At 64.3% G+C, this 21,652-nt stretch carries 21 protein-coding genes; 8 read left to right on the top strand and 13 right to left on the bottom strand.

Features of this window, described 5'->3' with window-relative positions:
* Positions 1-47: 47 nt before the first annotated feature.
* The 9 genes from OS889_RS01930 to OS889_RS01890 all read right to left on the bottom strand — a co-directional run bounded on the left by OS889_RS01930 (position 48) and on the right by OS889_RS01890 (position 8,926).
* The gene (locus tag OS889_RS01930; RefSeq protein ID WP_372386798.1) at positions 48-425 is read right to left on the bottom strand and encodes a Zn-ribbon domain-containing OB-fold protein; all 378 of its coding nucleotides are present in this window, start codon (positions 423-425) and stop codon (positions 48-50) included.
* Positions 422-1,552, bottom strand: coding sequence for a thiolase C-terminal domain-containing protein (locus tag OS889_RS01925; RefSeq protein WP_372386797.1), 1,131 nt, complete (start codon positions 1,550-1,552; stop codon positions 422-424). The genes OS889_RS01930 and OS889_RS01925 overlap by 4 nt, the downstream gene beginning before the upstream one ends.
* 54 nt (positions 1,553-1,606) lie before the next feature.
* Positions 1,607-2,827, bottom strand: coding sequence for a CaiB/BaiF CoA transferase family protein (locus tag OS889_RS01920; protein WP_372386796.1), 1,221 nt, complete (start codon positions 2,825-2,827; stop codon positions 1,607-1,609).
* A 291-nt stretch (positions 2,828-3,118) separates the two neighbouring features.
* Positions 3,119-3,937: an ABC transporter permease gene (locus OS889_RS01915; protein ID WP_372386795.1), complete on the bottom strand. Its 819-nt coding sequence runs from the start codon at positions 3,935-3,937 to the stop codon at positions 3,119-3,121.
* 2 nt (positions 3,938-3,939) lie between these two features.
* Positions 3,940-4,674 (bottom strand): ABC transporter ATP-binding protein, encoded by a 735-nt coding sequence (locus OS889_RS01910; RefSeq protein ID WP_372386794.1) that lies wholly within the window; start codon positions 4,672-4,674, stop codon positions 3,940-3,942.
* Positions 4,675-4,789: 115 nt separating this feature from the next.
* A complete protein-coding gene (locus tag OS889_RS01905) occupies positions 4,790-5,626 on the bottom strand; it encodes an ABC transporter permease (protein WP_372386793.1) in 837 nt (278 codons plus the stop codon).
* Between the two features lie 3 nt (positions 5,627-5,629).
* On the bottom strand, positions 5,630-6,523 hold the full coding sequence (locus tag OS889_RS01900) for a substrate-binding domain-containing protein (RefSeq protein WP_372386792.1): 894 nt from the start codon (positions 6,521-6,523) through the stop codon (positions 5,630-5,632).
* A 381-nt stretch (positions 6,524-6,904) separates the two neighbouring features.
* Positions 6,905-7,885 (bottom strand): amidohydrolase family protein, encoded by a 981-nt coding sequence (locus OS889_RS01895; RefSeq protein ID WP_372386791.1) that lies wholly within the window; start codon positions 7,883-7,885, stop codon positions 6,905-6,907.
* A gap of 66 nt (positions 7,886-7,951) precedes the next feature.
* Positions 7,952-8,926 (bottom strand): amidohydrolase family protein, encoded by a 975-nt coding sequence (locus OS889_RS01890; protein WP_372386790.1) that lies wholly within the window; start codon positions 8,924-8,926, stop codon positions 7,952-7,954.
* A gap of 383 nt (positions 8,927-9,309) precedes the next feature.
* Here OS889_RS01890 and OS889_RS01885 point away from each other — a divergent pair, with 383 nt between their 5' ends.
* Positions 9,310-9,717, top strand: coding sequence for a DoxX family protein (locus OS889_RS01885; RefSeq protein WP_372386789.1), 408 nt, complete (start codon positions 9,310-9,312; stop codon positions 9,715-9,717).
* Positions 9,718-9,739: 22 nt separating this feature from the next.
* On the opposite strand, the gene OS889_RS01880 is transcribed toward OS889_RS01885, so the two are convergent.
* Complete coding sequence (locus OS889_RS01880) at positions 9,740-10,783, bottom strand: WD40/YVTN/BNR-like repeat-containing protein (protein ID WP_372386788.1); 1,044 nt, start codon at positions 10,781-10,783, stop codon at positions 9,740-9,742.
* 108 nt (positions 10,784-10,891) lie between these two features.
* On the opposite strand from OS889_RS01880, the gene OS889_RS01875 reads away from it, so the two are divergent.
* Positions 10,892-12,232, top strand: coding sequence for a glycine cleavage T C-terminal barrel domain-containing protein (locus OS889_RS01875; RefSeq protein ID WP_372386787.1), 1,341 nt, complete (start codon positions 10,892-10,894; stop codon positions 12,230-12,232).
* 18 nt (positions 12,233-12,250) lie between these two features.
* On the opposite strand, the gene OS889_RS01870 is transcribed toward OS889_RS01875, so the two are convergent.
* Positions 12,251-13,255, bottom strand: a complete 1,005-nt coding sequence (locus OS889_RS01870; RefSeq protein ID WP_372386786.1) for a TatD family hydrolase — start codon at positions 13,253-13,255, stop codon at positions 12,251-12,253.
* An 81-nt stretch (positions 13,256-13,336) separates the two neighbouring features.
* Positions 13,337-14,101, bottom strand: coding sequence for an IclR family transcriptional regulator (locus tag OS889_RS01865; protein ID WP_372386785.1), 765 nt, complete (start codon positions 14,099-14,101; stop codon positions 13,337-13,339).
* A gap of 560 nt (positions 14,102-14,661) precedes the next feature.
* Here OS889_RS01865 and OS889_RS01860 point away from each other — a divergent pair.
* Positions 14,662-15,117 (top strand): hypothetical protein, encoded by a 456-nt coding sequence (locus OS889_RS01860; RefSeq protein WP_372386784.1) that lies wholly within the window; start codon positions 14,662-14,664, stop codon positions 15,115-15,117.
* A gap of 16 nt (positions 15,118-15,133) precedes the next feature.
* Here the strand turns inward: OS889_RS01860 and OS889_RS01855 are convergent, their stop codons facing one another.
* Complete coding sequence (locus OS889_RS01855) at positions 15,134-15,577, bottom strand: hypothetical protein (RefSeq protein WP_372386783.1); 444 nt, start codon at positions 15,575-15,577, stop codon at positions 15,134-15,136.
* Between the two features lie 183 nt (positions 15,578-15,760).
* Between OS889_RS01855 and hemC the strand changes: the two genes are divergently transcribed.
* From hemC to recJ, 5 genes are all read left to right on the top strand, one after another.
* Complete coding sequence (gene hemC / locus OS889_RS01850) at positions 15,761-16,891, top strand: hydroxymethylbilane synthase (protein WP_372386782.1); 1,131 nt, start codon at positions 15,761-15,763, stop codon at positions 16,889-16,891.
* A 2-nt stretch (positions 16,892-16,893) separates the two neighbouring features.
* A complete protein-coding gene (cobA, locus tag OS889_RS01845; protein ID WP_372386781.1) occupies positions 16,894-17,736 on the top strand; it encodes a uroporphyrinogen-III C-methyltransferase in 843 nt (280 codons plus the stop codon).
* Positions 17,733-18,512, top strand: a complete 780-nt coding sequence (locus tag OS889_RS01840) for a uroporphyrinogen-III synthase (RefSeq protein ID WP_372386780.1) — start codon at positions 17,733-17,735, stop codon at positions 18,510-18,512. Before cobA ends, OS889_RS01840 begins: the two co-directional genes overlap by 4 nt.
* A gap of 39 nt (positions 18,513-18,551) precedes the next feature.
* Positions 18,552-19,721 carry an MFS transporter gene (locus tag OS889_RS01835; protein ID WP_372386779.1) on the top strand — a complete coding sequence of 390 codons (1,170 nt, stop codon included), beginning with the start codon at positions 18,552-18,554 and terminating at the stop codon, positions 19,719-19,721.
* A 74-nt stretch (positions 19,722-19,795) separates the two neighbouring features.
* Positions 19,796-21,244 carry a RecJ family nuclease gene (gene recJ / locus OS889_RS01830; protein WP_372386778.1) on the top strand — a complete coding sequence of 483 codons (1,449 nt, stop codon included), beginning with the start codon at positions 19,796-19,798 and terminating at the stop codon, positions 21,242-21,244.
* Positions 21,245-21,652 lie beyond the last annotated feature (408 nt).

The following is a 21,652-nucleotide window of genomic DNA, read 5'->3' as shown; positions in this document are numbered from 1 at the left end:
CGTCTGACCCGGAGGGTAAAAATTTACCGCCCAGTAAACCCCGCGGGCTACGCGTCCGACTCGTCGGCGGCCGTCAGCCGCGGTTCCCGGCGCTCGTCGCCCTCGCGCAGCGCGTAGGCGCCGTCGAACGCGACGCGGTCGCCGACGTCGACGTCGCTCCCGTCGATCTGGGCGACGAGGCGGACGTCGCCGAACGCCGCGACCCCGAGGCGGTTCGGACTGCGGACGTCCGCCGGCGTCACCTCGACGCGGGTCGCCGCCACGAGCTCGCCGACGCCGAGTTCGACGGTCGCCGCCTCGCGTTCGCCGCAGTCGGGACAGCGGTGCCGGGTGTAGTACCACCGCGCCCCGCAGTCCGGACACTCGAAGGCCTCGTCCGCTCGCAGTCCGTTTCGGTCGGGGGATCCGTCTCGCGTTCCGGTCATCCGCTCAGGAGGGTACACACGCTGTTGTTACCGAAGCCGGCGACGTTGATCGCCAGGCCGGTCTCTGGACCGTCGACCCGCCGCTCCGCGGGCGCGTCGCCGCGCAGCTGCCAGACCAGTTCGACGATCTGCGCCACGCCGGTCGCGCCGAGCGGGTGTCCGCGCGCCTTGAGGCCGCCCCCGGGGTTCACGGGGAGCGACCCGTCGAGGTCGGTCTCGCCGTCCCGGACCGCCCGCCACGCCGTCCCGGCCTCGTAGAAGCCGAGCTCCTCCAGTTCGAGCAGTTCCAGGATCGTGAACGCGTCGTGGATGCACGCGACGTCGACGTCGTCGGGACCGAGTCCCGCGCGGTCGAACGCCCGCTTTCCGGCCCGCCGCACGCTCTCGAAGTCGAGCAGGTCCGAACGCGACGCGACCGCGTGGGTCCCCGTGGCGCTGGCGACGCCCGAGACGTCGACGTCGCCGTCGCGGCAGAGGACGACCGCGGCCGCCCCGTCGGTCATCGAACAGCAGTCGTAGAGCCGGAGCGGTTCGGCGATCACCGGCGACTCCAGCGCCGACTCGACCGTGACGGCCTTCTGAAACTGCGCGAATCGGTTGTGGACGGCGTTCGCGTGGTTCTTCACCGCGACCGCCGCCAGCGACTCCCTGGGTGCGTCGTAGCGATCGAGGTACGCGCCGGCCGCAAGTCCCGCGAAGGAGGGCAGCGTCAGCCCCTGGGCGTACTCCCGGGCGTGGACCAGCCGGCTGATCGCCTCCGTCACCTCGGCCGTCGCGCCGCCGGACATCTTCTCGACGCCGACGACGAGCGCCACCTCGGAGTCGCCCTCGCGGACCGCGTCGATGCCGCGGTGGAGCGCGCTCGCGCCGCTGGCGCTCGTGTTCTCCACCCGGTCGGCGCGGGCGCCCTCGATACCGAGATACGACGTCAGCGCGTTCGCGACGCCCGCCTGCGTCGTCAGTTGGCCCGCGAGCGCGTTCCCGACGTGGACGGAGGTGATCTCTCCGGGACGGCCCGCGTCCGCGAGCGCCCGCTCGGCGGCGCGGCTCCCGAGTTCGAGCACGGAGTCGTCGGTCTCGGAGGCGAACTCGGTCATCCCGACGCCGTCGATCCCGACCCCGGTCATCGCCTCGCGCTCCGCCGCCCGGCGTCGGCTCCGCGCCGTCGCGGCCGCTCGCGTTCACTCCGCTGAGCCATCTCGATCACCGAAGACGCCGGCGGCCTCCATCTCGTCGATCTCCTCTTCGGCGTAGCCCAGCCGCCTGAACACCTTGCGGTTGTGCTCGCCGAGCAGCGGCGGCGGGAGCTCGAAGCCGTTGTCGGCGTTCTCGAACTTCAGGGGATGCTCGATCACGGGGATCGTCCCGAGTTCGGGGTGGTCGATCTCCGTGATCGTCCCGCGGGCGTCGATCTGGGGGTTGTTCAGCGCCTCCTCGACGTCGTAGACGGGCCCCGCCGGGACGCCGCCCTCCTCGGCGATGGTCTCGATCCACTCTTCGGTGGTCCCGTCGGCGAGGGTGTCTTCGATCTCTGCTTCCAGCGCGTCGACGTTGCCGACCCGGTCGGCGTTCGTCGCGAACCGGTCGTCGTCCTCCAGTTCCGGCCGGTCGAGGGCCTCGCACAGTTCGCCCCAGAGCTTCTCGTTGAGGATGCAGATGTTGATGTAGCCGTCCTTCGTCTCGAACGTCTGGTAGGGCGCGAGCACGGGGTCTTTCGTTCCCATCCGCTCGGGCTCCTCGCCGGCGAAGACCTGGCCGGCCTGCTTGGTGAGCCACGGGAGCGTCGACTCCAGCATCCCGAGGTCGATGTACTCGCCCTCGCCGGTCCGCGCGCGCTTGTAGAGCGCCGAGGTGACGCCGAAGGCGGCCCACATCGCCGTGATCAGGTCCGTCATCGGGAGCCCGACCTTCACCGGCTGTCTGTCCTCCTCACCGGTGACGCTCATGATGCCGCTCATCCCCTGGATGAGGAGGTCGTATCCGGTCCGCTCGCGCCACGGCCCGGTCTGGCCGAACGCCGACACGGCGAGGTAGACGACGTCGTCGTTGTGTTCCTTGATCGACTCGTAGTCGACGCCGAGGCGCTCTGCGACCCCGGGGCGGTAGTTCTGGATGAAGACGTCCGCCTCCTCGGCCAGTTCGTAGAGCGCCTCCACCGCCCGGGGGTTCTTCAGGTCCAGTTCGATGCTCTCCTTCCCGTAGTTCACCGTCCAGTAGTACGGCGATTCCTCCTGGATGAACGGTGGGCCCGAGTGGCGGATCGCGTCGCCGTAGCCGGGCTGTTCGACTTTGATCACGTCTGCGCCCTGGTTCGCGAGCATCGCAGAGCAGAAGCCGCCCGTGACGAACGTCGAGAGATCTACCACCGTGATGCCGTCGAGTATCTTGCTTTCGTCAGTCATATTCTCTTGTCGTTGGTGTTCGTGTCGCGATCGACCGCGCCTTTCGGGCCCGGAGCGACGACCGTGAGTCCGGCTGCTCCGGCCGGGCGCATCGGCACTGAGTCGATCTTTTCTTCTCCGAACATCTCGGTACTAGTGCAGTTATCATTATTGTGTTTCGAATTCGAGTCCATCGTCGGAACGGCTGAACTCTCTGGGAAGCCCTGCCGCCCGGGGTGGTTGTATCCGCGGTCTGATTTCTTGGCTTCACTTGAATAGGGCTGGAATTACGGAGGGGAAGATAGGGGATAGTTACGTGACTGCACCTCCCGAGAAATCAACATCTTGTCGGTAATTCTGAACACGCCGCTCGAGCGGTTTGAAGATAGCATACTCAATAAGCAGCAAGAAAATAATGAAAATAACTGCCCACGCCCACGCTTCTTCGAACCGGTACAATTCGTAAGCCTCGAACAATATCGCTCCAATACCGTTGTTCGCTGCGAATACCTCGCCGATAGTGACGATCTTCCACGAAATCGCGAGACCGAATCGGACGGATGCGAAGAGTGCAGATCCGATACTCGGCAGAATCATATGCCGAAGCATCTGGATATTCGAGACATCGAATGATTTGCTCATTTTGATGAGATCTGCGTCAATATTTTCTACACCTTTCCAAATATTGATCGCAATATACGGATAAGTAACAGCTACAGTTGCGAACACGATCGTTAGATCGGAGAAACCGAAAATGAGGAGAGCAATTGCCGCCCACGCGACTGCCGGGATAGAGAGACCAAAAACGGTGTATGGAACAAAAAACAGCCGACCGAATCGTGACGATCCCATCGCCACTCCGAGAGCGATCCCAATCGCCATTGATCCAGTAAAGCCCCACAGAATACGCCACAGAGTAGCGAAAAGATGGCCCCAAATAACACCACTACGAACGAACTCCGTGGCTAATACCAGCGTTTCTATGGGGAACGGCATCAGTTCGTTCGGGAAGTACCAAGCTAATGCGAACCATCCGGCGAACAGAAGCCCCACACCGAATACCCTTGCTGGCCAGCCTCCTCCGAGAAGATTTATTCCGCCAATCCCAGAGAATTTATTTTTCGTTGCCATATTCACTCGATACTGTGGAACTTGTCTATCGCCTGCTGGCGGAATTGAAGGAACTCGTTCGATTCGAGATCCCGTGGTCGGTCGAGATCGACTGAAACGTCTCCATAGATCTCACCGTTACCGATCATAAGGATTCGATCGGACAATTCGATCGCTTCGGTTATATCGTGCGTCACGAAGAATATTGTCTTGTTTAGTTCCCCCCAGATTTGTAGTAGCTCCTGCCGCAGACTTTCAGCTGTGATCTCGTCGAGATTACTGAACGGTTCGTCCATTAGCAATATTTCTGGATCGATACTCAGCGCTCGAGCGATCCCGACTCGCTGTTGTTGTCCACCAGAGAGTTGGGTTGGGTATTTGTTGTAGTGATCACTCAGCCCGACCATATCGAGATATTGCTTAGCTAGGTCGTCGGTGTAGTCGGGATTGTCCTTGTGAACGTACTCGATGTTCTTTAGGCAGGTCCGCCACGGAAGCAACCGTGGTGACTGGAATACGTGACCGAGTTCTACGTCTGGGGGATCGAACGTCACTGATCCAGCCGTCGCTTTCGTAATGCCGCTAACGATGTCGAGCAGTGTTGACTTCCCACTACCGGATTTCCCGATGAGCGTCACGAAGCTCGAGGGCTCGATTTCAAACGACACGTCCTCGAAGACGAGTTCCATTCCACCCTCGGTCTCATACTCTTTCGCGAGGTTCTGTACTTTGATCGCCCCAGCATCCGCGGATGTCACTGCTGGACTCGACCGATCTTCTGTTGATGATTGGTGTGAACTCATTTTTAGCGCCCTTTTTGTTGCGATGATTGTCGATAGTTCTGTGTGGCCAGTTCCGACTCACTATAGCGCATTATGCCCACGCGATTCCCTCCGATTGCCGCCACGCGAAGAGCCGTTTCTCGATCTGTTGGAGAATACCGTACTCGACGAAGAGAATGACGATGAGGAACAGAACGGTCCACGTGAGTACTGACGTTAAAGACAGCGTGCGCATCCCTTCGTTGATCATAAAGCCGACACCGATCTCGGCGACGATTAACTCGGCGAGAGTTGTGATCTTCCAGGCGATTGCGAACGCGTACCGAACGCCCGAGAACCACTCCGGCAAGACCGACGGGAGAAGGACGTGTCGGATCATTTCTCTACGTGAGACCTCGAACGAGTTGGACATATCGACCAGATCCATATCGACACCGCGGATACCCTGATACACGTTTTGTGTCACAAACGGAAATCCGATAGTCATTGCTGCGACAGTCGGAGTAAGCTCGGTCACGAGCCCGGTCGGCGCGTACCACATTGCTACGAAAACCACTGCAAACAATGACGGTAGCGCGAGGCCGATAGTAACGAAATCTTTCAGTGCATCTCGCCAGAAATCACTCATACCCATTAGTATCCCCAAAAACGTTCCAACCACCATTGTCACGACGAAGCCATACAGGCTCCGTTGGAGTGTGGTTTGAACGTGGATGAGCCATTCCATACTGATGAGAAGTTCGTACAGACTCGCTCCGACCAACATCGGGGAGGAGATGGTATCCGTCATCTCCAATCCGTGAGCGAGGCCTGACCAGACGAGGACTAAGACGACAAACGCCTCTACGAACACTACCTTCTCGTTCGATATCAACTGCTCAGGTATACGAGCTCTCAGGCTGATCCGCTCGCTGGTCGGGACACTCATCGATTATTCCTGCGGAATTTGCGCATACGTGAGATAGTCCGCCCAGCTCTCCGGGATGGTTCCGAGTGCGGCAGCTTCTTCCAGTAGAGCTTGATCACCCTCGACGTATTCATCGGAGAGTTCGGGCTCCTCGTAAATATATGGACTATCGAGCGTGTACTCGTTGAACAGGCCATATCTGACCATCCACTTTGCTCCCTCTTCGCTTTCTGCTCCGATCCCACCCCACCACTGATCGTCCTCGACGACGCTAAGTGCGTTCTCGTGGAGCCAGGAGGTCCCCTCGTACCAGGATTGAACCAACGCCTCAGCAGCACCGCGGTTATTGTCGACGAACTCCTGCGTGGTAACCCATGTGTTGATATTCATCTCGCCGAAACCAAGTTCGCTGAGATAGTCTGCGGGGTAATATATCGGAACGATCTCCTCGTTTCGTACTAGATCGACCGCACCGAGAACTGGTCCAGTGGACCCTGCCGCGAGATCGCCGTCGGCAACGAGTTGACCCAAGGCCCCGTAATTGGCTGTCTGAATGTTGAAATCGCTGTCCTCTCGGGCGAAGCGAAGCCCCATATCCGATGCGAGAATCTGGTGTCCGGGATAGTCACCGCCGCCCCACGACCCGATCCCAATCAGTGCGTCATCCTCCGCTAATGCTCGGAATGCTTCTTCTTTTCCACCCGCAACCTCTGGATCGTAGTCTGATCCAGGCCTGACAAACATTCCGGCCCAATTCGCTGCCACACGAGCGACAACTGCAATATTTAGCTCCCGTTCGGCAGCGAGACGTGCGGCTTCGATGGTGCCAATATTGGAAAAGTCCGGACCACCAGCAGCGAACTGGGTCGCTCCCTGCCATGTCTCGCGAACTTCGGCGGTATAGCCCGCTTCATTCATTCGGGATTCGAGTATATCGGTATCTTCAGTCAGATGCTGCCTGACCATCCCAGCGAATCCAGCCGGACCCAGTGTGATCCGAACTGTCTGGAGGTCGCCACTGCTGGATGTGACTTCTCCACCACTTCCGTCACTTCCATCGCTTCCGCCGCTATCGCCACTGCCTCCATCTCCCCCATCGCTTCCGCCATTTCCAGAACAGCCTGCTAGTGAAGCGCTAACTACTGACAATGCACCGGTCTTAAGCACGGACCTTCTTGATACCATAGGAACAACAAGTGCTACATCTTCATAGCGATATTTATACTTTTCCCACTAACAACCATTATGATTCACTGCAGCATAGCCATCGTAGGTACGAAGCGCGGAACGAGTGAAGCGCTACGCGGCCACAAGGAGGTTCAGCGCGTTTTCGCTGAAGATCCGATGTGCATCTGTCTCCGAGCACTCTGCCCCAACGCTGTTGACGAACTGATCGAAATCCTCGGTGGTACGCGTCTCGAATGGAAAGTCCGTCCCGAAAAGGAGCTGTGACGTCGGAAATTCCGACAACGCAGTCCTGAGTGTGCTGTTTTGACCGTAGTGCCCCGAAATATCCAGGTAGATGCGTGATTCGAGTTGCCGTTTGAACTCGCGGTAGGATTTTATCTGATCATCAGCCGATCCCGCCCAAACTTCAGGGGGAAACTTCTCCATTTGATTGTGAATCCTTCCCATCATACTGGCGATGTTGCCCGCAGTGTGGTGATAGACGAGGTTGAGATTCGGGTAGCGATCCAGAACACCCGTATGGACGACTTTGCAGATGCTCTCTGCCAACGCGACCTCACGACCGAAAACGGCGTTGAGCATCCACGTATCGTCGAGGGCGTCGGGGTGAAGGGATTCGTTGAGTTTCGGGTGAACGAGGATAGGTGCGCCAGTTTGGTCGGCGACTTCGAGGATGGGTTCGACTTCGGCGTCGTGCAGTTCGATTCCATCCGTCTTGGTTTCGAGAGCCCCGCCGTTGAAGCCCGCGTTCAAACAACGCTCGAACTCCGCTGCCGCCTCTTCGCCCCCTGCCGCCGTCGGGATCGATGCTAGCCCGTAGTACTTCGGTCGGTCTCGGATAATCTCGAACAGGGCGTCGTTTGCGCTCCTTGCACGTTCCGCACTATGATGCCCCAGATAGTATGGCTGTGAAAGCACCGCGCTGTCTATTCCGGCTTGGTCGTAACACTCGGAATAACGCTCTATATTTCGATAGACGTCACCGATATCGCGTTCTACGAACCTATGGGCGAATTCGTTCTCTGGCGGATCGTCTGGGTGTATGTGCGCCGCGAAATCGATAATCTCGTGCTCGGTCACGGTTTCACTCACAACAGCCCACTTGGTAATATGGGACAATAGCCTTTCGCTGAAATTTCGTTCCCTTGAATAGTGGATTTAGACGTTAACAAGCAGGTCGAGCGCGTTGTCACTCAAAATCCGACGAGTATCGGCATCGGAGGAGACTTCGTCGATGCTCGACACGATCTTATCGAACACCTCCGGGACTCGGGTTTCGTAGGGGAAGTCCGAGCCAAACAGCAGCTGTGAGGACGGGAACTCCTCTAACGTAGTACGGAACGGGGAGCTACGCCCGTAATAACCCGAACTGTCGAGGTAGATCCGTTCCTCAACTTGGCTCTTGAACTCATCGAACCCAACTACGTCCTCCATACCGGGCCATCGGCCCTCGTCTAATTGTAGCGCGATTCTCCCCATCATACTGGCGATGTTGCCCGCAGTGTGGTGATAGACGAGGTTGAGATTCGGGTAGCGATCCAGAACACCCGTATGGACGACTTTGCAGATGCTCTCTGCCAACGCGACCTCACGACCGAAAATTGCATTCAGCCGCCACGTATCGTCAAGAGCATCGGGATGGAGAGATTCGTTGAGTTTCGGGTGAACGAGGATAGGTGCGCCAGTTTGATCAGCCACCTCAAGAATCGGTTCGACTTCCGGGTCGTGTAGTTCGATTCCGTCAGTTTTGGTTTCGAGCGCTCCGCCATTGAAGCCCGCGTTCAAACAACGCTCAAACTCTGCCGCTGCCTCTTCGCCCCCTGCTGCCGTCGGAATCCCAGCGAGGGCATAATAATTGTCCCAACCGTTGACGGTTTTCAGCAGTTCATCGTTGCCGGTTTCGACGCGGTCCAAATCACCATTACCCATAAAGAAGGGAGAAGAAAGAACAGCACCGTCGATTCCGGATTCCTCGTACCGAGCGGCGAGTGCATTCATCTCGGAGTGTATGGCACTTCCATCTGATTCTTCAATAAATTCTCTGAACGCCTGGAACTCTTCGGGATCGGTCGGGTGTAAGTGCGCGCCGAAATCGATGACAAGTCTATCGGAGGCCTGGCTACTTCGTGCCATATTATTCATCTTTATTTGAGAATAAATATACCTGCCGGTCCAGTGTCTGGAATTAACTCATCTATATCTCCGGATTTTCTCACATAGTAGTGATCCTTAGTTTGTCTTTAGGACAGCGTTTATCGAAGTACCGGCTTGTCTATTAACGGACGTTACTCCCTCTTGCCGTTGTCCAAACCCGAATAAATATTGCAATAATAGACCTGAGTACGTGATTTCGAGAAAAAAAGTCTGTTAGAACCCTCGCCTTCTGTTCCAATCAGCTACTCGGGACAATCGTCATCTCTGGTGGCAAGGATTATGTATCGGTAGGCGGAATTATTCTCCCGATATGCGACTCAACAGCGACGTATTCCGTATCGATTCCTTGCGGGGTGAGTCCGATGACTGACGGCGACGACGACGCCGACTCCAGACGCCCGCCGTCCTTCCTGGGCCGCCTGCTGTTCGGCGGGACGCTCTTCTATATGAGCGTCGACGGCTTCCGGAACAACGACAAGCGCGTCGAGATCGCCAAGGACCGCGGTCTCCCCGCCGCCGAACTCCTGGTCCCGCTGGCGACCGGGATGCTCCTCGTCGCGACCCTCCTGCTGACGCTGTGGGTGTGGCCGCTCGTGGCGGCGGCGATGGTGCTCCTGTTCTTCCTCTCGACCACGCCGGTGATCCATAGCTTCTGGCGGTTCGAGGGCGGCGAAAAGGCGAACCAGAAGATCCACTTCCTGAAGAACATCGCGCTGATCGGCGCGACCGTCACCTTCCTCGTCGAGGCGCTCCGCGGCCGCGCGGACTGATTTCGACTCGCCGCCCGCGGTTTCAGACCGGTTCGATCCGGCTGACGTTCGCCTCGATCCGTCCGACCGTCTCGTAGGTGCCGTCGTCGTTTCTGCGCATCAGTCGCCCCTCGACGTCGTCGCGCGGTTCGGGCACGTCGAAGAGGCCCGAGCCGCAGACGACGTCGCCGTCGTGGATCGCCCACGTCTCGATCACCTCGTGGGGCTCGCCGGGGAAGTCGACGCGCTCCCAGTCGCGGCCGAAGTTCGTCGACTCGAAGAGCGCCACCTCGTGGTCGTCCTCGCGCCAGGCGGGCGGGGCCTCCTCGCCGCCGCAGAAGATGACGGCCCCGTCGTGGATGAACACCCGGCGGATGTAGGAGAAGTCGTTGCCCTGGTCGATCCGCGTCCAGGACTCGCCGCCGTCGGTCGTCCGGTGGAGCCCACCCGCCGCGACCGCGTGGCCCAGGCCCAGATTTTCGAGGTTGTGGTCGAGGTAGCCCGTCGCGGCGAGCCAGACGTCCTCGGTGATCGGCAGGACGTGGTGGATGTCGTCGACGATGGTGTCGCGGCGGTCCTCCCAGGTCTGCCCGCCGTCGTAGCTCACGTGGATCCCACCGGCCTCGACGCCCGCGATGAGCTGGTCGGGGCGGCCCGGGACCTGCTCCAGCACGCGAAGCCGGGCGTAGTGGGGGTCGATCGGCGACTCCCAGTGGCCGCGCGAGGGCAGGTCGCGGAAGCCCTTGCACTCGGCCCACGTGTCGCCGCCGTCGGTCGAGCGGAAGATGTAGGGATCGTTCGTCCCCGCGTAGAGCGCGTCTTCGGTCCCCAGGATCGACCACACCTCGCTCTGGCCCGCGTGCCAGAAGCGGTCGCCGAGGGGCACCTCCAGGTCCTCCCAGGTGTGGCCGCCGTCGGTCGATCGGTAGGCGCCCTCCGTCGAGGCGACGAACACGCCGTCGTGTGAGTCGAACGTCTCGACGGCGGTCACCATCCCGCAGTCGACCACCTGCTCGGCTTCGTCCCGGTCGAACGGGACGTCGCCCACGCGATACAGTCCGGCATCGGTACCGAGTAACAACGCCATACGGCTACGCTCTGGTTCGTCCATAATAAACGTTGGTGGCAGATCCGGATCGGATCCTCGGAGTGCCGGCGCCCAAACAGTTAAATTGATCGTGAGAGATCCGGACCTATGGGCGAGGCAGATCCCGACGAAGTAGACGAGAGTCCAGTGAGCGCGATGCAGACGGCCAACCGCCGCGAGGACTTCGGCGGCCGCCGTCCCGGCGAGTACACCCACTGGATCGAAGAACAGCTCTCCTGGAAGGAGACGTGCTACCTCGGCGACTGGACGTTCCTCGCGAACCTCCGACTGACCGGGCCGGACGCGCTCGAACTCCTCTCGGACGTCAGCATCAACTCCTTCGACGACTACGCCGTCGGCGCGGGCAAGCACCTCGTGCAGGTCAACGAGGACGGCGATGTCGTCGCCGACGGCGTCCTCGTCCGCGAGGGCGAAGAGGAGTTCGTCATCCACGGCGTGCCGTCGTACTGGACGGCCTATCACCTGGAGAAGGGCGACTACGACGCCGACACGGAGTGGCGCGACACCTTCAACTTCCAGATCCAGGGCCCGAACTCCCTGAAGGTGCTCGACGAGGTCGCGGGCGAGGCGCCCCGCGACGTCGACTTCATGCACTTCGGCTACATCGAGATCGCCGGTCACGACGTCCGCGCCGTGCGCTTCGGGATGTCCGGCGAGATCGGCTTCGAGCTCCAGGGCCCCGGCGAGGCCGGCGAGGACGTCTGGAACGCGATCTTGGAGGCGGGCCAGGAGTACGGCATCCGCCGGCTCAGCGTCAAGACCTCCGCGATCAATCAGCTCGAATCCGGCATCCCGACGCGGATCCGCGACTACGTCTCGGCGATCCTCCACGACGATATGGCCGAGTACCGCGACTGGCTCCGCGAGCACATGCACCGCGATCTGATCACCCACCCGCTGGAGGGGAGCTTCGACTCCGACGACATCACCGACTGGTACCGCGACCCCGTCGAACTCGGCTGGGACTGGTACGTCGACGAGGACGACGACTTCATCGGCAGCGAGGCGCTCAAGGAGAAACAGGCGAACCCCGAGCGCACGCTCGTCACCCTGGAGTGGGCCGACGAGGACGTCAAGACGGTCTACGATTCGCTCTTCGAGACCGACGACACCTACAAGTATATGGATATGCCTCACCAGCAGAAGCGGGCGATGGTCGCCGACCGGGTCGTGAAGGACGGCGAGGACGTCGGCGTCGCCACGATGCGGGGCTACACGTACTACTTCCGCAAGATGCTCTCGCTCGCCGTCGTCGACACCGAGTACGCCGAACCCGGGACCGAGGTGACGGTCCTGTGGGGCGAAGGCGAGAACCGCCGCAGTCCGACCGTCGAGCGGCACGTCCAAAAGGAGGTCCAAGCGACCGTCGCGGAGACGCCGTACAAGAAGGACCGCCGCCGCGCGAACCTCCAGGAAGAAGACGACTGAAGCGACGCCCCGGCCTGCTCACGCGTCGCCGAGGCCGAGCACCGACCGCGGATTCTTCCAGACGACCCGCCGGATGTCCTCGACGTCGACGCCCAGCCGGTAGAGTTCGAGGATCGCTCGCTTCAGCGAGAACGGGTCCGAGCGGAGGATGTTGGCGCAGTCGGTGTCGACCATGATCCGCTCGGGGCCGTAGGTCTCGATCGCGTCCGCGATGTCGGCGGGCGTCACGCCGGTCATCCACGAGTGCCCCAGCGTGAAGCTCGCGTAGCAGCCGGTCTCCTCCAAGAGGAATTCGAGGTTGTTGCCGTCGGCGTGGGAGGCGACGATCCGCTCTTCGTCGAGGCCGACCTCGCGGGCGATTTCGACGTCGATCCGGACCGCCTCCAGCGCGGGGGTGTCGGCATCGATCACGGGGTCCGCGCCGAGGGCGACGTTCTTCTCGTAGCCCGGCACGGCCATCCCGTCGCGGTACTGGCGATCCGGACCGATCGACTTGTTCGGCGTGTGGAGGACGACCGGCAGGTCGGCGTCGGCGGCGATCTCGAACTGGCGCCCGACGGCCGCGCGCTGCTCGTCGAGCGGCCAGGCGCTGACGTGTTGGGAAGGGGTGATCCCGGTCTCGCCGACCGCGGCCACCTCGTCCAACTGGACGTAGGCCTCCATCGCGTCGAACAGCGCGTCGGGGTCCTCGATGCGGATGCGCGTCGGCGCGCCGATGCCGAGTTTCGCCTCGTAGAAGTGGTTCCGCTCGATGGCCGCGCGGCGGTTGATCGCGTCGTCCCAGAGGTACCGCACGTCGTCGGCGGCGACGGGGCGGTAGGGGGTCCAGTGGGCGCCGGAGGCGATCATCAGCATCGCGCGGCAGCCCGCGAGCGCGTAGCGCTCCCGGTCGTTCCACGAGAGGGTGTGAGCGTGGTTGTGCGGGTCGATCCACGGGAGGCTGAGCAGTTCCGACGGGACATCGGGGTCGCCGTCGAGGTACGCGGCGTCGGTCGGCCGCTTCGTCGGCTGGGGTGTCGTCACGGTATCGGTGGTAGCAGGCTCGCGGCTTAATCTCTTTTGGAATCTGCCCTGTGAGTGCCTCTCAGGCGCGTTTCCTCCGATTCAGCTGTGTTCGATGTGTAGCTGGAGCTCGTTCGTCGCCGCCAACACCAGGTCGGGCAGTTCGTCCTCCAGCCGGTCGCTCTTGAGCCGCGTCGCGGGCCCGGAGACGCTGATCGCGCCGATGATCTCGTCGTCGTTCACCCGGACCGGCGCGCCGATGGCGTGGACGCCCGCGGTCGACTCCTCGCGGTTGAGCGCGTACCCCCGCTCGCGGATCTCCGCCAGGTCCGCGCGGAGTTCGTCGGGATCCGTGATCGTGTTCGGCCCCGTCCGCTCCAGGGAAAACGAGTCGATGAGTTCCTCGCGCTTCGCTTCGGGGAGGTAGGCGACGATCGACTTCCCGGCGGCGCTGGAGTAGATCGGCCCGCGTCGGCCCGTGTGGGCGCCGGTCTGAACGGGGTTGTCGCCGATCTCGGTGTAGAGGTACACGCGATCGGTCCCTTCCCGGATGATGAACTGCGCCCGCTCGTCGGTCTGGGCCGCGAGGTCGTCGACCTTCTGCTTGATCATCGGGTAGCCGGGCACCTCCCGGCGGAGGAACCCCCCGAAGGTGAGGAACTTGAAGCTCAGCCGGTACCCCTCGGTCCCGGGGACGACGTACCCGTACTCCTGGAGCGTCGCCAGGTGCCGATGGACGGTGCTCGTCGCCAGCCCCAGCCGCTCTTCGAGCTCCTCCCGCGTCGCCTCGCCCTCCTCGAAGAGGATTTCCAGGATCTCGAACGACGTTTCGGTCGTCTTGACCCGGGATGCGTTCTGGTTTTCCATACCATACGTTCCCGCGCATCGAACTTATATTTCCCGGATATCGGGAAGGTAGACAGAAAGTGCGTTCGCCAGCGTCCTCAACGCCGGACATTCTAGACGATGGTGGATCTACACGCATCGAATTCCGAATGTCGGAATTCAAATTCTAATCGTGGTTTTCACGACGACTCGGGCTGATTCATCTCCTCACAAAAGTAGTATAATTCCGTATATCGGGATGCAACTGTCGGCTGATGTCTGTCCCAGCGCCTTCTCCGAATTTCTATCACACAAGTACATCTGTTAGAGTATCTTGGCCCAGGAGGATGTATCCGGTAAAAATACGAAATATTACTATATAATATAGGATACAAAATTTGGATTCTAGTTTGAGAATATGTTCCTGACGGAGTTTGAGTCCACACTAGAAACAAAATGAACAATAATAAAATTATCATATTCGTAGAAATATTGACTAAATTATTTTCGGCCGACGGAACAAATCGCTGGCACCCGAGTTTCAGTATGCGGTAGGTCGCTCGCCCCGCGATTTTTTGTAGGCCACCGGTGTACTCGGCGGTATGGACGCCGCTTCGCGCGACGAGACGGCCGGATCGGCCGACCGGATCGACGACCCCGTGAGCGACTACCTGCCGCGGGCCGAGGTCGACTCCCGCTGGTGGTACTGGATCGCGGCCGTCCCGCTCTACGTCGTTCTCGGAGGCGTCCTCGCCGTCTTCTTCCTCGGGGCGTTCCTCTTCGATCTGTTCCTCACCGGCGGGATCGTCTCGCTCCTGGGGGCCTTCGTCGTCTTCCCGATCGTGGGGCTCGCGGGCCTCCTGCTCACCGTGATGTTCCCGATCGCGACCTACGTCGACGCGCGGGCCATCGCCGAGTCGGAGGCGTCGTGGTCGCCCGACCCGCTGCTGTGGGGGCTCGTGGCGCTCGTCACGGTCGTCGCCAGCGCGTTCACGCTGAGCCTCGTCGTGGCGCTGTACTACCTCTACAAGCGCCACGTCGCGGTCGGGACGCCCTGACCGCCGTCCCTCTCCCTCAGTCCGAGGTCCGCTCCTCGACGGCGACGGCGCGCCGCAGGCGCCGCCAGGTCCGCGGATGCGCCAGCGCCACGCCGACGCCGAGCGCGACGAGCCAGTACGCGACGACGCGGCCGAAGGCGGCCCAGGAACCGCCTGCGGGGACGGCGTCGTCGGCGCCCGAGAGGACGTACAGGGCCAGAAAGCCACTGGCCGTCGCCCCGCCCGCGACGAACGCCCGGACCAGGTCCCACGAGGGATCGTAGAACCGGATCACGGCGACGCCGCAGACCGTGAGGAACGCGGCGATCAGCCCTTCCTGTCCCGCGAGAGGCGACGGCGAGAGCGGGAGCGCCGAGACGGCGACGGCCACCGGGCCGAACGCGGGGTTGAGAAAGAGCCACAGGAGCGCCACGTGGAGGAACTCGGCGGTCTCGTCGACGGCGCGGTTCGCGAGGGACACGGACGCGACTGCGACCCGTCAGGCGGAAAAAGTAGCGCTTGCGACCGATTCGCATCCGATCGCACGACGGCGTGCGGTCGGGTGCGCGAAGACTCGCAGACGCCGCCATCCGTTTCGATGCCGAGCGCCGCCGACGCGACGGAAGTGGTGACCTTTTCACCCGTGGCCGCCGAGGAGTCGCTAATGACCACACGCGGCACACTCCGATTGGCCACCCGGAGTTCCGATCTGGCGCTCCGGCAGGCGGCGAGCGTCCGGGACGCGCTCGCGGACCGGCGGCTGGACGTCGAACTCGTCGAGGTGGAGACGCGCGGCGACCAGATCCGGGACGAGCTGATCCACCGGCTCGGCAAGACCGGTGCGTTCGTCCGCGCGCTCGACGAGAAGGTCCTCGACGGCGCGGTCGACGCCGCTGTCCACTCGATGAAAGATATGCCGACCGAGGGCTCGGCCGACCTCGTCGTCGCCGGCGTCCCCGAGCGCGAGTCCGCAGCGGACCTGCTCCTCTCGCCCGACGGGACCGCGCTCGAAGACCTCCCGCACGGCGCCGTCGTCGGCACCTCCTCGCTCCGGCGGAAGGCCCAGCTCCTGGCCGAACGTCCCGATCTGGCGGTCGAGCCTCTCCGCGGCAACGTCGACACGCGGATCGAGAAACTGCTCGCGCCCGGCCTCCAGGCCGAACACGAACGGCGCGTCGAGGCCGACCGCGACGAGAAGGGCGAAGACCCCGTCGCCGCCGACGAGAACGGTGACGAGGACGGAGACGACGACGCCCCCGAGTTCGAGCGGTCGATCGAGGAGTGGTTCGACGGGCTGGCCGAGATCGAGCGCCGCGCGCTCGAACGCGAGATCGACGTCGAGTACGACGCCATCGTCCTCGCGGAGGCCGGCCTGCGCCGCGCGGGCCTGCTGCACCACGTCGAGTACGACCGCCTCGATCCCGCGTCGTTCGTGCCCGCGCCCGGCCAGGGCGCCATCGCGGTCACCGCCCGCGGCGACGCCGACGCGACAGAGCGGATCCGCTCGACGCTCGACCACCCGCGGACGCGCGTCGAGACGACTGTCGAGCGCACGGTGCTCGCCGAACTCGGCGGGGGCTGTATCGCGCCGATCGGCGTCCACGCGAAGCTCCAGGGCGAGCACGTCCACGCGACGGCCCGCGTCCTCTCGGCCGACGGCGACGAGGAGATTCAAGCGAGCCGCGACCTGCCCGTCCGCGACCACGCCAACGCCGCGGCGGAGTTCGCGGCCGACCTCGCGGACCGCGGCGCCGACGACCTGATTGCGGCCGCACGCGAAACGGCGGAGGAGTGACGATGCGCGACGAGCTTCTCACCGACGGCGGCAGCGAGCGAGCGGACGAACGCGCAGACGGAGATGCGGCGGACTCGACCGGCCTCGTCTCCCTCGTCGGCAGCGGCCCCGGCGATCCCGAACTCCTGACGGTGAAGGCGAAGCGCCTGCTCGAAGACGCCGACGTCGTCCTCCACGACAAGCTCCCCGGCCCGGAGATCATCGAGTCGATCCCCGAGGACAAGCGGGAGGACGTCGGCAAGCGCGCCGGCGGCGAGTGGACGCCCCAGGAGTACACCAACCGCCGGCTCGTCGAGCTCGCCCGCGAGGGCAAGCACGTCGTCCGGCTGAAGGGCGGCGACCCGTTCGTCTTCGGCCGCGGCGGCGAGGAGATGGAACACCTCGCGAACGAGGGCGTCCCCTTCGAGGTCGTCCCCGGCATCACGAGCGCGGTCGCCGGCCCCGGAACCGCAGGCATCCCGGTCACCCACCGCGACCACGCCTCCTCGGTCTCGTTCGTGACGGGCCACGAGGACCCGACGAAGGAGGAGTCGGCCGTGAACTGGGACGCGCTCGCGGCGACGGGCGGCACGATCGTCGTCCTGATGGGCGTCGGCAAGCTCCCGGACTACACCGCCGCGCTCCGCGAGGCCGGGATGGACCCCGAGACGCCGGTCGCGCTCGTCGAGAAGGCGACTCGGCCGGGGATGCGCGTCGCGAGCGGGACCCTGGAGACGATCGTCGACGTGCGAGATTCGGCGGGGATCGAACCGCCCGCGATCACCGTGATCGGGGAGGTCGCGGCCACGCGCGAGCGCGTGACGGAGTTCCTTCGGAACCGCTCCGCGGCGGTGAGCGAGGAATGACCCGCGAGGTCCGCGTCGCCGTCTTCCGCCCGGACGACGAGCGGATGGTCGACGCCGTCGAACTGCTCGAATCGCTCGGCGCGATCCCGGTCCCGGATCCGATGCTCGCGGTCGAGCCGACCGGGAACACGCCCGGCGCCGACGGGGGCGGTCCCGCGGGCGACGCCCCTTCCGACCCGGACGTCGTCGTCCTCACGAGCAAGACCGGCGTCGAACTCCTCGCCGAGGCGGGGTGGTCCCCCGGCGGCGCGACGCTCGCCTGCATCGGCCCGAAGACCGCCGCGAAGGCCCGCGAGGCGGGCTGGACGGTCGACGTCGTCCCCGAGGAGTACACCTCCGCGGGGCTCGTCGCGGCGCTCGAAGGCGACGTCGCGGGCCGCCGGATCGAGGTCGCGCGCAGCGACCACGGTAGCGACGTCCTCCTCGACGGCCTGCGCGAGGCGGGCGCGGAGGTCCACGAGACGGTGCTCTACCGCCTAGTCCGCTCCGAGGGCTCGGGCCAGTCCGCGGTGATGGCCGCCGGCGGCGAACTCGACGCGGTCTGCTTCACGTCGTCGCTCATCGTCGAGAACTTCCTCGACGCCGCCGCCGAGCGCGACGTCGAGGCGGAGGCGATCCGCGGCCTCAACGCCGCCGTCGTCGGCGCCATCGGCGCCCCGACCGAGGAGACCGCCGAGGGCTACGGCGTCCGCGTCGACGTCGTGCCCGAGGAGGCCACCTTCGAGTCGCTCGCCACGGCCGTCGTCGAAGAGGCCGCGCCGACGTACCACGACTGACTCGACAGGGTGAAGTCGCCCACTCGACGAGGCCCGGACGTGCTGAAGTCGCTGGACGAGTGGCGGCCGGTCGGGCTCGTCGCCGGCTGGCAGACGGCGGCGAGCCTCTGTTACTACAGCATCTTCGCCGCGACGGGCTTCGTCCGCGAGGCCTTTTCCCTCTCGGAGTCGCTGGTCGGCTTCTTCCTCACGGCCGCGCTCGTCGGCTACACGGTCGCGCTGTTTCCCAGCGGCGCGGCCGTCGACGGCTACGGCGAGCGCCCCGTGATGATCGCCGGACTCGCGGGGCTGGCGGTCGCGGCGGTCGCGGTCTCGCTCGCGCCCACCTACGCCGCGGTGCTCGCGGCCGGCGCCCTCCTCGGCGCGGCGTACTCGACGGCGATGCCCGCCTCGAACCGCGGCATCGTCGCCGCCGCGCCTCCCGGTCGGACGAGCCTCGCGATGGGGCTCAAGCAGGTCGGCGTCACGACCGGGAGCGCGGCGGCCTCGCTCGTGGTCACGGGCGTCGCGGCCGTCGCCGCCTGGGAGGTCGGCTTCTGGGCGATCTCCGTCCTGGCCCTCGGCTACGCCGGGATCTTCGCGCTCCGGTACCGCGGCCGGCCGGGCACCGGCGACCTCTCGGTGCCCGACGTGCGCGGCCTGCTGGGGCGGCGCACGTACGTCGTCCTCGTCGCCGCGGGCTTCTTCGTCGGCGCGTCGATCTTCACGATGCTCGGGTACATCGTCCTCTACGTCCAGGACGCCGTGGGCGCCAGCGCCGCGGCCGGGGGCGCCGCGCTCGCGCTCACGCAACTCACCGGCAGCGCCGCGCGAATCGGCGCCGGCGGGCTCGCCGACCGCCTCGGCGGCGCGCGGGGCTCTGCGCTCGTCGCGCTCGGCCAGCTCGGTCTCGGCGCGACGCTGTTCGGCGCGGTCGCGGTCGCGCCGGGGTCGATCGCGGTCGCGTTCGTCCTCTTCGCCGGCCTGGGCGTGTCGATCCACGGCTCGACCGGCGTGTTCTACTCGTGTCTCACCGACCTCGTCGACGGCGACGAGGTGGGCGCGGCCACTGCCGGCGGCCAGACCGCGATCAACGTCGGCGGCGTGGTGACGCCGCCCCTCTTCGGCTATCTCGTCGAGACCGGCGGCTACGACGCCGCCTGGGTCCTGCTCGCCGCCCTCGCCGGGGTCGGCGCCGCGCTTCTCCTCCTCGTCGTCCGGCGGATCTAAGCGGGGCCGAAGCGAGGCTGGACTGGAACTGCGTGGAACGTGGGTTTAAATCCGAGAGCGCCCCACCGACGGGTATGAGCGCGAACACGACCGAGGAACGCGGCGGGCCGGTCCCGGAGCTCCGCGAGCGCGCGGCCGCTTGCGCGGACCGGCTCCGCGACGCCGACCGCGTGCTGCTCGCCTCCCACATCGACGCCGACGGCCTGACCAGCGCGGCGGTCGCCGCGACGGCGCTCGAACGCGCCGGGCTCCCCTTCGAGACCGTGTTCGCAAAGCAGCTGGACGAGACGGAGGTCGCGCGGATCGCGGCCACCGACTACGACACCGTGCTGTTCACCGACTTCGGGAGCGGTCAGTTGGACGTCATCGCTCCCTACGCGGCCGACGGCACGTTCACGCCCGTCATCGCCGATCACCACCAGCCCGCCGAGGTGGCGGACGCGCCCGAGCCCGACCACCACCTCAATCCCCTGCTCGTCGGGATCGACGGCGCGTCCGAACTCTCCGGCGCGGGCGCGAGCTACGTCCTCGCGCGCGCACTCGAACCGAGCGGCGGCGACAACCGCGACCTCGCCGCGCTGGCGGTCGTCGGCGCAGTGGGGGATATGCAGGCGAGCGACGGCGGCCTCTCGGGCGCGAATCAGGGCATCGTCGAGGAGGGCGTCGCGGCCGGCGTCGTCGAAGAGGCGACCGATCTCCTGGTGTACGGCCGCCAGACCCGCCCGCTCCCGAAGTTCCTGGAGTACGCTACCGACGTCCGCATCCCCGGGATCACGAACGACGAGAACGGCGCGATCGAGTTCCTCTCGGGGCTCGATCTCGACCTGAAGGCGGACGGCGAGTGGCGCCGCTGGGTCGATCTGACGATGGCCGAACGCCAGACCGTCGTGAGCGCGCTCCTCAAGCGAGCCATCGCCTCGGGTGTCCCCGCCGACCGGATCGACGCGTTGGTCGGCACGACCTACACCCTCACCGACGAGGCCCCCGGAACGGAGCTCAGAGACGTCAGCGAGTTCTCGACGCTCCTGAACGCGACCGCGCGGTACGAGCGCGCCGACGTCGGCCTCGCGGTCTGTCTGGGCGACCGCGAGGCGGCGCTCGACCGCGCGCGCACGCTGCTCAGGAACCACCGCCGGAACCTCTCGGAGGGGCTCCAGTGGGTCAAAAACGAGGGGACGACCGTCGAAGAGCACCTCCAGTGGTTCGACGCGGGCACGCGCATCCGCGAAACCATCGTCGGGATCGTCGCGGGGATGGCCGTCGGCGCCTCGGGGATCCGCGGCGACATTCCGATCATCGCCTTCGCCGAGAAGTCCGCCGAGGAGATCAAGGTGAGCGCGCGCGGGTCGCACGTGCTCGTCCGGAAGGGCCTGGATCTCTCGCGGGTGATGCGCGAGGCATCCCGCGCGGTCGGCGGCGACGGCGGCGGTCACGACGTCGCGGCCGGAGCGACGATCCCCGCCGGGACGCAGGCCGAGTTCGTCGCCGAGGCCGACCGCATCGTCGGCGAGCAGTTGTCCTGACGGGACGAACTCTCTCCAGGGGTTTCAGTTAGGGATGGGGGACGCCACGTATTTGGATTCGATATAGCATTATGAGATTTATTTTAGCGCTAGAGGACCGATAGCCCTGTTCTGTACTGATCGCGTCTCCATCGCTCTTCACGAGCTTTTTCTCGCGCTTCGGATCCGGCTCCTCGCTGTCGATTCAGGCGGGGTCGCAGATGCGCGACGGCGAGTCGCACTTGATCGGCGGGGCCGGAGAGATTTCGTCTCGATCAGGCGACGACTCGCCGACTGCCCCGTCAACGACGACCGGATCCCTCACGGCGCCCAACGGTCTGCCGCTCGTCTACGGAACGCGTTCTCTCGACCCTCTCCGGGCGCTCTGTCGCTGATCCGGGTGATCGGTGCACCGACCGACGCGACAGC

This window comes from Halobellus sp. MBLA0158, assembly GCF_041477585.1.
GTDB lineage: Archaea > Halobacteriota > Halobacteria > Halobacteriales > Haloferacaceae > Haloquadratum > Haloquadratum rubicundus.
The sequence above is the reverse complement of the archived record's forward strand: the minus strand, read 5'-3'. Positions and strand labels throughout refer to the sequence as shown.